At 58.3% G+C, this 13,430-nt stretch carries 13 protein-coding genes and 1 pseudogene; all 14 read right to left on the bottom strand.

All coding sequences use genetic code 11. The features are described 5' to 3' along the window. Positions 1-11: 11 nt before the first annotated feature. Positions 12-656: a 30S ribosomal protein S3 gene (gene rpsC / locus ACV4UY_RS06125; protein WP_420905693.1), complete on the bottom strand. Its 645-nt coding sequence runs from the start codon at positions 654-656 to the stop codon at positions 12-14. 53 nt (positions 657-709) lie between these two features. Beyond that, a complete protein-coding gene (gene rplV, locus ACV4UY_RS06120; protein ID WP_420905694.1) occupies positions 710-1,048 on the bottom strand; it encodes a 50S ribosomal protein L22 in 339 nt (112 codons plus the stop codon). A gap of 15 nt (positions 1,049-1,063) precedes the next feature. Further along, entirely contained in the window at positions 1,064-1,342 is a 279-nt protein-coding gene (gene rpsS, locus ACV4UY_RS06115) for a 30S ribosomal protein S19 (RefSeq protein WP_420905695.1), read from the bottom strand. A 91-nt stretch (positions 1,343-1,433) separates the two neighbouring features. Next, entirely contained in the window at positions 1,434-2,273 is an 840-nt protein-coding gene (gene rplB, locus ACV4UY_RS06110) for a 50S ribosomal protein L2 (RefSeq protein WP_420905696.1), read from the bottom strand. Between the two features lie 36 nt (positions 2,274-2,309). Next, positions 2,310-2,609, bottom strand: coding sequence for a 50S ribosomal protein L23 (gene rplW, locus ACV4UY_RS06105; RefSeq protein ID WP_491606741.1), 300 nt, complete (start codon positions 2,607-2,609; stop codon positions 2,310-2,312). Then, positions 2,606-3,286, bottom strand: coding sequence for a 50S ribosomal protein L4 (gene rplD / locus ACV4UY_RS06100; RefSeq protein WP_491606740.1), 681 nt, complete (start codon positions 3,284-3,286; stop codon positions 2,606-2,608). Before rplD ends, rplW begins: the two co-directional genes overlap by 4 nt. A gap of 20 nt (positions 3,287-3,306) precedes the next feature. Next, on the bottom strand, positions 3,307-3,948 hold the full coding sequence (rplC, locus tag ACV4UY_RS06095) for a 50S ribosomal protein L3 (protein WP_491606739.1): 642 nt from the start codon (positions 3,946-3,948) through the stop codon (positions 3,307-3,309). 29 nt (positions 3,949-3,977) lie between these two features. Further along, entirely contained in the window at positions 3,978-4,286 is a 309-nt protein-coding gene (rpsJ, locus tag ACV4UY_RS06090; protein WP_420905700.1) for a 30S ribosomal protein S10, read from the bottom strand. Positions 4,287-4,338: 52 nt separating this feature from the next. Further along, on the bottom strand, positions 4,339-5,529 hold the full coding sequence (gene tuf, locus ACV4UY_RS06085) for an elongation factor Tu (RefSeq protein ID WP_420905701.1): 1,191 nt from the start codon (positions 5,527-5,529) through the stop codon (positions 4,339-4,341). Between the two features lie 12 nt (positions 5,530-5,541). Further along, positions 5,542-7,623: an elongation factor G gene (gene fusA, locus ACV4UY_RS06080; protein ID WP_420905702.1), complete on the bottom strand. Its 2,082-nt coding sequence runs from the start codon at positions 7,621-7,623 to the stop codon at positions 5,542-5,544. 58 nt (positions 7,624-7,681) lie between these two features. Further along, entirely contained in the window at positions 7,682-8,152 is a 471-nt protein-coding gene (gene rpsG, locus ACV4UY_RS06075) for a 30S ribosomal protein S7 (RefSeq protein ID WP_420905703.1), read from the bottom strand. 110 nt (positions 8,153-8,262) lie between these two features. Next, positions 8,263-8,634, bottom strand: coding sequence for a 30S ribosomal protein S12 (gene rpsL, locus ACV4UY_RS06070; protein ID WP_420905704.1), 372 nt, complete (start codon positions 8,632-8,634; stop codon positions 8,263-8,265). Between the two features lie 325 nt (positions 8,635-8,959). Beyond that, positions 8,960-13,006 (bottom strand): annotated as a pseudogene (gene rpoC / locus ACV4UY_RS06065) (DNA-directed RNA polymerase subunit beta'); the annotation flags it as partial. A 232-nt stretch (positions 13,007-13,238) separates the two neighbouring features. Further along, positions 13,239-13,415: a hypothetical protein gene (locus ACV4UY_RS06060; protein ID WP_491606786.1), complete on the bottom strand. Its 177-nt coding sequence runs from the start codon at positions 13,413-13,415 to the stop codon at positions 13,239-13,241. Positions 13,416-13,430: the final 15 nt, after the last annotated feature.

Here is a 13,430-nt window from a genome sequence, read left to right as displayed (position 1 = left end):
ATGAAGGATCCTTACGGCCTCCTGATTTCCTTGTCGATGATCTCGCCTTTGAACACCCATACTTTGACGCCGATGACGCCATACTGGGTGTTCGCATCCGCGAATCCAAACTCAATGTCCGCGCGCAGGGTATGCAGAGGCACGCGACCTTCACGATACCACTCGGTACGGGCGATTTCACCACCACCCAGTCGCCCGGCACAATTGATCCGGATACCCAGAGCACCCAACCGCATCGCAGACGTGACCGCGCGCTTCATGGCTCGACGGAAAGCCACACGTCTTTCCAACTGTTGCGCGACGTTTTCGGCGATCAACTGAGCTTCGGCCTCGGGCTTGCGCACTTCAACGATATTGATCGCAACCTCGGTGTTGGCCACCTTGGCGATATCGTTTTTCAGCTTCTCGATATCCGCGCCCTTCTTGCCGATAATGATACCGGGTCGGGCGGTGTGAATATTGATGCGCGCTTTTTTGGCCGGACGCTCAATGATGACCTTCGATACACTTGCATGTTCCAGGCGCTTCTTGATCCACTCGCGCAACTTGATATCTTCGAGCAGCAACGAAGCGAACGCCTTATCGGCATACCAGCGTGTATCCCACGTCTTGGTAACGCCAAGACGAAATCCTGTTGGATGTACCTTTTGACCCATTGAGTCGCTCTCCAGCTCTAATCTTGATGAGGATCTCGCGATCCGCTGTGCCCTTACGGCTCGGTGGACCGGACCGTGATGGTCAGGTGGCTCGTCCGTTTCGTGACACGACCCGCACGACCTCTGGCGCGTGGACGGAACCGCTTCATGACCAGTCCTTGATCGACACTCGCCTGATAGACCACAAGCGTATCGACATCCAGACCAAAATTATTCTCGGCATTGGCAATTGCCGATTTCAGAGTCTCACGCACGGAATTGGCAACCCGCTTCTTGGAGAACTCCAAGGTACGCAGGGCATTTTCCACGCGCAGACCACGAATCAAATCCACGACCAGTCTGACCTTTGTGGGCGAGACCGGGAGATTTCTCAAACGAGCTACGGCTTCCATCTTCCCGTCCCTTCCTTATTTCCGGTTGGATTTCTTGTCGTTGCCATGGCCGGGGAAGGTACGGGTGGCGGAAAACTCTCCGAGCTTGTGACCGACCATGTTTTCCGTCACCAGAACCGGAATGAACTTGCGACCGTTGTGCACGCCAAAGGTGTAGCCGACGAATTCCGGAATGATCGTCGAACGCCGCGACCAGGTCTTGATCAGCTCCTTGCGTCCATTATCGCGTAGTCTCTCCACCTTCTGGAGGAGATACCCATCGAAGAAGGGACCCTTATGAATCGAACGTGCCATGCTATTCCTCTCGCACCCGTCATGACCCGAAGCTTGACGACCTCGTGCCCGGTTGCTTCCCGTTGTCCAATAAAACCACGCCGTACGAACGCTACTTGCGATCGCCGGTCACGCGCCGACGCATGATCAGACGATCCGAGGGTTTGCTGCCCACGCGCGTCTTTTTGCCCTTGGTTGGAACACCCCACGGGGTCACCGGATGACGACCTCCAGAGGTACGACCCTCACCACCACCGTGTGGATGGTCAACCGGGTTCATGGCCACACCACGCACCGACGGACGCTTGCCCATCCAGCGGGCACGACCCGCCTTGCCCAATTTGACATTGCCATGATCCGGATTGGAAACCTGCCCGATCGTGGCCATGCAATCCAGCAGCACCATGCGCATCTCGCCCGAAGGGAGCTTCAACTGCGCATACTTGCCTTCCTTGCCCATCAACTGTACATAATTACCAGCAGAGCGGGCCAGTTGTCCACCTTTGGCGGGCTTCAACTCCACATTATGCACTACCGAACCGAGCGGAATGACTCGCAACGGCATCGCATTGCCCGGTTTCACCTCGGCAGAGGTTCCGGAGAGAACCTGATCGCCAGCGGCGAGACGCTGCGGGGCCAATATATAGCGCTTCTCGCCATCCACATAGTGCAGCAAGGCGATGAACGCGGTCCGGTTGGGATCGTACTCGATCCGCTCGACTTTGGCCGGAATGCCGTGCTTGTCGCGCTTGAAATCGATGATGCGGTAGCGCTGCTTGTGACCACCACCTTGATGACGAACCGTCATCCGGCCATAGCTGTTGCGTCCACCGGAGTTGTTCAAGCCCTCGGTGAGACTTCCTTCCGGTTCACCACGATGCAGTGCGCTATGGTCCACACACACTTGGGTGCGCTTGCCATTCGAGGTGGGATTGAAATATTTCAGTGCCATGATTGCGCTCCGTGCGTTTCCGTGCGTCGCACTCGGTTAGGACTTGGCATAAAAGTCGATCGATTGCCCTTCGGCAATGCGAACGATCGCCTTTTTCCAGTCGCTTCTTTGTCCTTGCGTGCGACCCACCCGTTTGGTCTTGCCCGACTGCGTCAGGGTTTGCACGGCTTCGACCTTGACGTTGAACAATTTTTCGACCGCAGCCTTGATCTGTGGCTTATTGGCCCATTTGGCCACGCGGAAGACGACCTGGTTACCTTGCTCCAGGCACATGGTAGCCTTTTCAGTGATGCGCGGGGCATCCAGGACCTGAAACAGAGTGTAAGGACCGCTCATGCCTGATCTCCTTCGCTTGCATCAATCTCGACGGCCTTGGAGCCGGGCAGATTGGCAAGACGCTCTTCCAGTTTGGCCAGTGCAGCTTCGGTCATCACCAGCTTTTCGTGGGAGAGAATGTCGTACACATTGACACCCTCGACCAGGATCACATCCACGCCCGGAAGGTTGCGGACCGACAACTCGACATTGGCATCGATACCCGGCAACACGATCAGGGAAGAACGATCGGCGCCGATCCGCTTGAGGATCTCGAGCATCGCCTTGGTCTTGATGCGCTCCAGGCCAAAATCCTGAACAACGATCAACTCACCGGCCTCGCGCTTGGCGGACAAGGCGGTACGCAGCCCGAGGGCGCGTTCCTTCTTGGTCATCTTGACCGCATAGTCACGGGGATGCGGGCCGAATACCACACCACCGGTCCGATATTGCGGAGCCCGGATCGTACCCTGACGGGCATTACCGGTTCCCTTCTGACGATAAGGCTTGTGTCCGCCACCACGCACCTCGCCGCGACGTTTGGTCGAAGCGGTGCCAAGACGGCGCTTGGCCAGTTGGTAGTGAACCACCCGTGTCAGCAGGTCACCGCGTACAACACAACCAAAACCCAGGCTGCTCAGCTTCACGGTGCGCGACGACTCATTGTTGGCCGCGTCGATTACAGGAAAGTCAATCATCTCGTCCGATCTCGAACTGGTCATTTCCGGACCGCCTTGACGGCATCGCGGATGAATAGCACCGATCCCTTGGAACCCGGCACGCTGCCTTTCAAAACCAGCAGATTGCGCTCCAGATCCACGGAGGCCACGGTCAACCCCATGACCGTCACATTCTCATCACCCATGTGGCCGGCCATCTTCTTGTTCTTGAAGACTCGACCCGGCGTTTGACACTGACCGATGGAACCAGGGGAACGATGGGTTAGATGGGCACCGTGGGTGGCACGACCACCACGGAATCCCCAGCGCTTCATCCCACCGGCGAACCCCTTTCCGACGCTCTTCCCGGTCACATCCACTCGACCGCCAGCTTCAAATCGGTCCAGGCTCAAAGAGGAGCCGACTTCATACTCCCCCGTATCCGTCACCCGGAACTCCTTGAGAATTCGTTGCGGCGGCACATTGGCCTTGGCAAAAATTCCCCGCACCGGCTTCTTGACCCGAGAGGGTTTGGCATCCTCAAAGCCGAGCTGTACGGCATCATAGCCATTCTTCTCGCTCGTCTTCAACCCGATGACCGGGCATGGACCCACCTTCACCAAGGTGACGGCCACACTTTTGCCATCTTCCGTGAAGATCCGGCTCATACCGAGTTTGCGTCCGATCAATCCCGCGCGCATCTTGATTATCCTTTCTTCAGACCTGCCGCCTACAGCTTGATCTCGACGTTAACGCCAGCGGCCAGATCGAGTTTCATCAGGGCGTCCACGGTCTGAGGCGTCGGATTGATGATATCGATGACCCGCTTGTGCGTGCGGATCTCGAACTGTTCACGGGATTTCTTATCCACGTGCGGTGAACGCAGTACCGTATACCGGCTGATGCGAGTCGGTAACGGGATCGGCCCGCGAATTTCCGCTCCGGTGCGACGTGCAGTCTGCACGATCTCACCGGTGGATTGATCCAGGATCCGATGGTCAAATGCCTTCAACCGGATTCGTATCTTCTGATTATCCATTACCCATTCACCCAAATCGCCTTCCTGACGCCGTACCCTAACAGGCCATCGCTTACTTCATGATTTCCGAGACGACGCCGGCACCCACGGTCTTGCCACCCTCACGAATGGCGAAACGCAACCCTTTTTCCATGGCGATCGGTGCGATCAACTCCACCTCCATGGCGATGTTGTCGCCCGGCATCACCATCTCCACACCCTCGGGCAGATTCAGGACACCGGTTACATCGGTGGTCCGGAAATAGAACTGAGGCCGATAGTTGGTGAAGAACGGCGTATGCCGACCACCCTCTTCCTTGGAAAGGATGTAGCATTCGGCCTTGAACTTGGTGTGCGGAGTGATCGAGTTCGGCTTGGCCAAAACCTGACCACGCTGCACATCCTCGCGCTTGATGCCACGCAGCAGCACGCCGATGTTGTCGCCCGCCTGACCTTGATCCAACAATTTGCGGAACATCTCGACGCCGGTGCAGACCGAGTTCGTCGTATTCTTGATGCCGACGATGGAGACGTTCTCACCCACCTTGACGATACCGCGCTCCACGCGACCGGTCACCACCGTGCCACGACCGGAAATGGTGAACACATCCTCGATCGGCATCAGGAAGGCTCCATCCAGAGGACGCTCCGGTTGCGGGATGTAGGCATCCACCGCATCCATCAGCTTCTGGATCGCGCCGGAACCCATCGGGCCGGTATCCCCCTCCATGGCCTTCAACGCCGAACCGATCACGATCGGGATTTCGTCGCCCGGGAAGTCATAGCTCGACAGCAGCTCACGCACCTCCAGCTCGACCAACTCCAGCAGTTCCGGATCATCCACCTGGTCGGCCTTGTTCATGAAGACCACCAGCGAGGGAACACCCACCTGACGGGCCAACAGGATGTGCTCGCGGGTCTGCGGCATCGGGCCATCGGCGGCAGAGACCACCAGGATGGCGCCGTCCATCTGTGCGGCACCGGTGATCATGTTCTTGATGTAGTCCGCGTGACCGGGGCAGTCCACATGCGCATAGTGGCGCTGATCGGTTTCGTACTCCACATGGGCGGTCGAGATCGTGATACCACGAGCCCGCTCCTCGGGAGCCGCGTCGATCTGGTCATACGCCTTGAACTCGGCCAGCCCCTTGGTCGCCAGATGCTTGGTGATTGCCGCCGTCAGGGTCGTCTTGCCATGGTCAACGTGACCGATGGTGCCGATGTTGACGTGCGGTTTGTTTCGATTGAATTTAGCCTTGGCCATCTCTTTTTCCCTTTAGCCCTTGACCTTCGCCACGATTTCGTCAGCGACACTCTTCGGCACCGGTTCGTAGTGATGAAACTGCATGGTAAATGTCGCTCGGCCCTGGGTCATGGACCGCAGATCCGTGGCGTATCCGAACATATTGGCCAGAGGGACCATCGCCTTCACCAACTGATTGCCCGCGATGGAGTCCATCCCATAAATCGTACCGCGCCGTGAGTTCAGATCACCGATCACATCCCCCATGAAGTTCTCGGTCACCTCGACCTCCACCTCCATGATCGGCTCCAGAATCACTGGCGAAGCCTTGGCACAACCCGCCTTGAGAGACATGGATGCCGCGATCTTGAATGCCATTTCCGACGAGTCTACCTCGTGGTAGGAGCCGTCATAGAGGGCAACCTGAATATCCACCATCGGATAGCCGGCCATCACACCGCTCCCAAGGGCCTCTTCAGCTCCCTTGGCCACGGCAGAGATATACTCGCGCGGAACCACGCCACCCTTGATCTCATCCAGAAACTGGAAGCCGGCTCCAGGTTCACGCGGCTCGATACGCAGCCATACATGACCGAACTGACCACGACCACCAGACTGACGGACAAACTTGCCTTCGGATTCCACCGTTTTGGTGATGGTTTCGCGGTAGGCAACCTGCGGCTTGCCGACATTCGCCTCGACCTTGAATTCGCGCATCATGCGATCCACCAGGATCTCCAAATGCAGCTCACCCATGCCCGAGATGATCGTCTGGTTGGTCTCGTGATCGATCGAAACCCGGAAGGATGGATCCTCCTGGGCCAACCGTCCAAGAGCCAAGCTCATCTTTTCCTGGTCAGCCTTGGTCTTCGGCTCGATAGCGATCGAGATCACCGGTTCCGGGAAGGTCATTCTCTCCAGGATGATCGGTTTGGCTGGGTCACACAGTGTATCACCGGTCGTGGTCATTTTCAAGCCCACAGCTGCGGCAATGTCACCGGTTCTCACTTCTTTCACATCTTCACGCTTGTTGGCGTGCATCAACATGATGCGACCAATGCGCTCCTTCTTGTCCTTGCCTGGATTCAGAATGTAGGACCCAGCGGTCAACACGCCCGAATAGACACGGAAGAAGGTCAGACTTCCCACAAACGGATCGGACATGATCTTGAAGGCCAGAGCCGAAAAGGGCTCCGTGTCCTTGGCTTCACGAGAGTCCGGGGTCGAATCGTCCACCGACTTCACGCCCTGCACGTCCGGAACATCCTCGGGTGAGGGGAAGTAGGCCACGACAGCATCCAACAGGGCCTGCACGCCCTTGTTCTTGAAGGCGGAACCGCACATCACCGGAATGAAGGAACTGCGGATCACACCCTTGCGGACGCAGGAACGGATCTCGGTCTCGGTGATGGTCTCGCCCTCCAGATAACGCTCCATCAGGGCATCATCTTCCTCAAGGGCCGTTTCGATCAGCTTCTCGCGATACTCGTTCACGGTGTCCAGCATGTTGGCCGGAACTTCTTGAACTTCGTAGCGCGCTCCCAGCGACTCATCATCAAAGATGAATGCCTTGCGGGAGAGCAGATCCACCATGCCACGAAAATTCTCTTCGCTGCCGATCGGCAACTGGAGCGGAACCGCCTTGGCCTTCAGACGATCCTTGATCATCGTGACCACACGGTAGAAGTCCGCACCCATGCGGTCCATCTTGTTGACGAAGGCCACACGCGGCACGCCATAACGGTCCGCCTGACGCCACACCGTCTCGGACTGAGGCTGAACACCGCCCACCGAACAAAAAACCGCCACTGCGCCATCCAGCACACGCAGGGAGCGTTCCACCTCAATGGTGAAGTCCACATGCCCAGGGGTGTCGATGATGTTGATGCGATGATCGGTCCAGAAACAGGTGGTCGCAGCAGAGGTGATCGTGATGCCACGCTCTTGCTCCTGCTCCATCCAGTCCATGGTCGCGGTTCCTTCATGCACCTCGCCCAACTTGTGCGAGCGACCGGTGTAATACAGAATCCGCTCAGTCACGGTGGTCTTACCAGCATCGATGTGTGCCATGATGCCGATATTGCGCACGCGAGACAGTGGTATTTCCCTAGACACGTCACATCCCCTGTACACGAAAGATTCGGATGATCAAGTGCATCCGAATCATCAAACCTTACCAGCGATAATGAGCAAAGACCTTGTTGGCCTCGGCCATGCGATGGGTATCATCCTTCTTCTTGACTGTGGAACCGCGATTGTTGGCGGCATCCATCAGTTCGGCGGCGAGTCGCTCGCGCATGGTCTTCTCCCCACGATCACGGGCATACTTGACAATCCAGCGGATCGCCAGAGTCTGACGCCGACTCGGACGAACCTCGACCGGCACCTGATAGGTGGCGCCACCCACGCGACGGGAACGCACTTCAACCGTCGGACGGGTGTTGTCGATGGCATCCCGGAAGATCTTCATCGGATCATCCTTGGTCTTCTCGCCCACGATCTCCAAGGCACCATAGAACAGCCGCTCGGAGAGGGATTTCTTGCCGTCCCGCATGAGACAGTTCATGAATTTGGCCACCAACTGGTCGCCATACACAGGATCACCGATCGTGTCCCGTTGTTGAACGTCACGCCGTCTCGACATGCATTCAGCTCCTGCAAACTAAGAGATTGTTTCTCAAAACCGGTAACCAGGGAATGCAAACCGGTAGCGGAGATTTCACCCGTTTGAAACCATGCTCCGGGTGATGCAGATTACTTTGGCCGCTTGGCTCCGTACAGGGAGCGGCCCTGCTTGCGATTCTTGACCCCCTGGGTATCCAGGGTGCCACGGATGATGTGGTAGCGCACGCCAGGAAGATCCTTCACACGACCACCGCGCACCAGCACCACCGAGTGCTCTTGAAGATTATGGCTCTCACCGGGAATATAGACGGTGACTTCATGGCCATTGGTCAAACGCACGCGCGCAACTTTACGGAGCGCTGAGTTCGGTTTCTTCGGCGTCGTCGTGTAGACGCGGGTGCAGACGCCACGTTTTTGCGGGCAGGCCTGCATGGCCGGGACGTTGGTCTTTTTCTTGACCGTCTTGCGTCCAAAACGCACAAGTTGATTTACGGTTGGCATCCCAATCTCACCCCAAACCATTAACCCGATAGTTTAACAACATTTCAGCCGTCGGTAAAGCCTTGCTTCACACTTTTTTTGAATCAAATCGTCGACCCGACCGACCAACCTTATATTTCGCCTTTATGGTGAACAGAACGGCGGGGCGATCCCGCCGTTCAAATCGCCATATCGTGAAAGCCCTTCATACTAACCATGCGCACCAGGATTGTCAACGCTTTTTAATCAAAAAAATGTGCATTTCCTGGTTTTTCGCACGTTTGTTGCTTATTGTAACTCAGGAGACCGCCAGGCGAACCTTCTGGTGGAAGAGCTCCTTGGCATGCCCGGTCCCGGCGGGAATCAATCGACCCACAATGACATTTTCTTTCAGTCCAGTCAAGGTATCGGCCTTGCCGGAGATGGTCGCCTCGGTCAATACCCGCGTGGTCTCCTGGAACGATGCCGCGGAGATGAACGACGGCGTGGAGAGCGAGGCCTTGGTGATACCCAACAGCAACGGCGCACTCGACGCCTCACGACCTCCACGGGCACGCGCCTTGTCGTTCATGCGCAGCAACTCGCTGCGCTCCACCTGCTCACCCGCCACCAGCGTGGTATCGCCCGGTTCGAGCACGGTCACCTTCTGCAACATCTGACGCACGATCACCTCGATGTGCTTGTCGTTGATGCGCACGCCCTGCAGACGGTACACCTCCTGAATCTCGTTGACCATGAAACGGCACAACGCTTCCAGACCAAGTACCTTGAGAATGTCCTGGGGAACCAGCGATCCCTCGATCAGTGGTTCACCCCGACGGATCCAGTCTCCTTCGTTCACCGCCAACTGCTTGCCCTTGAGCAGCAGATACTCACGCGGCTCACCCCCATCATCCGGGGTGACGATCACCCGACGCTTGCCCTTGAGATCCTTGCCGAACGACACCACACCCTCGTTCTCGGCAATGATGGCAAACTCCTTGGGACGCCGCGCCTCGAACAACTCCACCACACGCGGCAGACCGCCGGTGATGTCGCGGGTTTTGGAGCTTTGCCGCGGAATCTTGGCGATGATGTCGCCAGCCTGCACTTGATCCCCCTCCTGGGCCACGATGACCGACCCCACCGGCAGGTAGTAACTCACCGCCGTGCCGGTCGGCGAAATCAGGGTCTCGCCGGTCTGGGGATCCTTGAGGGTCAATCGCGGACGCATGTCCACGCGACGCCCCTGCCCTTTCCAGTCGGTCACCTCGCGGAAACTCAACCCGGTGGTATCGTCCGTCACCTCGCGCAGGGTGGTTCCTTCCTGAAGATCCCCGTAACGGATCACACCGTTGAACTCGGTGATGATCGGGGTCGCGAATGGATCCCACTCGGCCAGTACGCCACCCCGCTCCACCGCGCCGCCATTGGCCACGGCCAAACGTGCACCGTAAGGCACCCGATAGCGCTCGCGCTCGCGACCGACGAAGCCGCGTTCCAACTTGCCACTCTCATCCGCAGAGCGGGCATCATGGACCGTCACCTCGCTGTTGCGCGACAACACCACGAAGTGACCGTTGCGATCCGTCACGGTGGAAAGATTGTGATAGCGCACCATGCCGCCGTTGACCGTCTCGATGGAGGATCGCTCCACCGCGCGCGACGCCGTACCACCGATGTGGAAGGTGCGCATGGTCAACTGCGTCCCTGGCTCGCCGATGCTCTGAGCCGCGATCACACCCACCGCCTCGCCTTCGGTCACCGGCACGCCACGCGCCAGATCGCGTCCATAGCACAGCACGCACACCCCGCGCTCCGTGGCGCAGGTCAAAGGCGACCGGATCAACACCGACTCGACGTTCGAGTTCTCGATGCGATCCACATCCGCCTCGTCCATGATCTGCCCCGCTTGAACCAACAGCTCGTCGGTCACCGGATCATACACGTTATACACCGGCGTGCGTCCGAGAATCCGGTCGCCGAGGGACTCCACAACGTCGTTGCCTTCCAACAGCGCGGCGGCGGTCAACCCCTCCTCGGACTTGCAGTCAAGCTCACGCACGATGCAATCCTGGGCCACGTCAACCAGACGACGGGTCAGGTAACCCGAGTTGGCGGTCTTCAAGGCGGTATCCGCCAGACCCTTGCGCGCGCCGTGGGTGGAGATGAAGTACTGCAACACCGTCAACCCCTCGCGGAAGTTCGCGGTGATCGGCGCTTCGATGATCTCGCCAGATGGCTTGGCCATCAGACCGCGCATGCCCGCCAACTGACGCATCTGGGCGGCAGAACCGCGCGCGCCGGAGTTGGCCATCATGAAGATGGAGTTGAAGGAGAGCTGCTCCTGTTTCTGTCCCTTGCTGTCGATCACCTCTTCCGAGGAGATCGCCTTCATCATCGCTTCGGCGACCCGCTCGGTGCACTGGGACCAGATGTCCACCACCTTGTTGTACTTTTCGCCCTCGGTGATCAGACCGTCCGAATACTGCCGCTCGATCTCCTGAACCTTCACCTGGGATTCGCGCACCAGTTTCTTCTTGGCCTGCGGGATCACCAGGTCATCCTTGCCAAACGAAATCCCGGCCCGGGCTGCGAACGAGAAGCCCATGCCCATCAAACGATCCGAGAAAACCACGGTCTCCTTGGCGCCGCAATTGCGGTAGACCAGATCGATGAGGTTGGCAACCTCCTTCTTGGTGAGCAGACGGTTGATGCGCTCGAAAGGCACCACATCCGGCAGAATCTCGGTCAGCAACACGCGTCCGACGGTGGTTTGGATGCGCAGGCCGTTCATGCGGCAATAGATGCGCGCGTGCAGACCGGCGATTCCCGAATCAAACGCCTGACGCACTTCGGCGGGCGAGCTGAAGATCATATCCTCGCCGGCGACACCGAGCCGCTCGGAGGTCATGTAGTAGAGACCCAGGATGATGTCCTGGGTTGGCACGATGATCGGCTTGCCGTTGGCTGGCGAGAGGATGTTGTTGGTGGACATCATCAACACGCGCGCCTCGATCTGCGCCTCCACCGACAACGGCACATGCACGGCCATCTGGTCGCCGTCGAAGTCGGCGTTGAAGGCGGTGCAGACCAGCGGATGAAGCTGGATCGCCTTGCCTTCGATCAGTTTGGGCTCGAAGGCCTGGATACCCAGACGGTGCAGGGTCGGTGCGCGGTTGAGCATGACCGGATGCTCGCGAATCACCTCCTCGAGAATATCCCAAACCTCGCTCTTCTCCTTCTCCACCATGCGCTTGGCCGCCTTGATGGTGGTCGAGAGCCCCTTCTCCTCCAGACGATTGTAGATGAAGGGCTTGAACAGCTCCAAGGCCATTTTCTTCGGCAGACCGCACTCGTGCAGCTTGAGATCCGGACCGACGACGATGACCGAACGGCCCGAATAGTCCACGCGCTTGCCCAGCAGGTTCAGACGGAAGCGACCCTGCTTACCCTTGAGCATCTCGGAGAGGGATTTCAACGGGCGCTTGTTGGTGCCGGTGATCACCCGTCCCCGTCGTCCGTTGTCGAACAGGGCATCCACGGACTCCTGCAACATACGCTTTTCGTTGCGGATGATGATGTCCGGCGCGCGCAGCTCGAAGAGGCGCTTCAGTCGGTTGTTGCGGTTGATCACCCGACGGTAGAGATCGTTGAGATCCGAGGTGGCGAAACGACCGCCATCCAAGGGCACCAACGGACGCAGCTCCGGCGGAATCACCGGCAGTACCTCCAGGATCATCCACTCCGGACGGTTGCCCGACTCCTGGAACGACTCCAACGTATGCAGCCGCTTGATGATCCGCTTGCGACGGGCATCCGAGTTGGTGGCCGACATCTCCTCGCGCAGGGTTTCGATCTCCCGCGGGATGTTCATGCCGGCGAGCATGTCGCGGATCGCCTCGGCGCCAATGCCGGCGGTGAAGTCCTCGCCATACTCATCCAACAGCTGATGGTAGCGCTCCTCGGTGAGAAGTTCCCCCTTGGAGAGCGGGGTCATGCCACCATCGAGCACCACGAAGTTCTCGAAGTAGAGCACCCGCTCCAGATCCTTCAAGGTCATGTCCAACAACAGACCGATGCGGCTCGGCAGGGATTTCAGGAACCAGATGTGCGCCACCGGCGCGGCCAGCTCGATGTGGCCCATACGCTCGCGCCGCACCTTGGACTGGATCACCTCCACGCCGCACTTCTCGCAGACCACGCCGCGATGTTTGAGGCGCTTGTATTTGCCGCACAGACACTCGTAATCCTTCACCGGTCCGAAGATCTTGGCGCAGAACAGACCGTCGCGCTCCGGCTTGAAGGTACGGTAGTTGATGGTTTCGGGCTTTTTGACCTCTCCGAAGGACCAGGACCGGATCTTCTCTGGGGATGCCAGGGAGATGCGGATGCCGTTGAAATTCTGTCCCAGGGTCGGTCGGGAGAACAACTTGAAGAGATTTGGTTTCACGTCCTCTCGCTCCACAAAATAACTTGCATGATGGGGGGAGGACCCCCTCACCCCCCAACCGTGGACCTCCCTGACGGGCGCCACGGTAAGAGTCGTCGCCCCGGCGCGGTTGTATCCTGATTGGGAAGTCGCTGATTCTTGACCAGGCTCCACAAGGAGAATATCCCCGTTCGGTGCCACCCCCGGCAAAAAATCAATCTGCGGTCTTCAACTCCACATCCAACGCCAAGGATTGCAACTCCTTGATCAACACGTTGAACGACTCCGGAATGCCCGCATCAAAGGAGTCGTCGCCTTTGACGATCGACTCGTAGATCTTGGTGCGGCCCGCGGTCGGTCGGGAGAACAACTTGAAGAGATTTGGTTTCACGTCCTCTCGCTCCAC

Source organism: Candidatus Magnetaquiglobus sp., from assembly GCF_058402785.1.
This window is presented reverse-complemented; position numbering and strand designations above follow the sequence as displayed.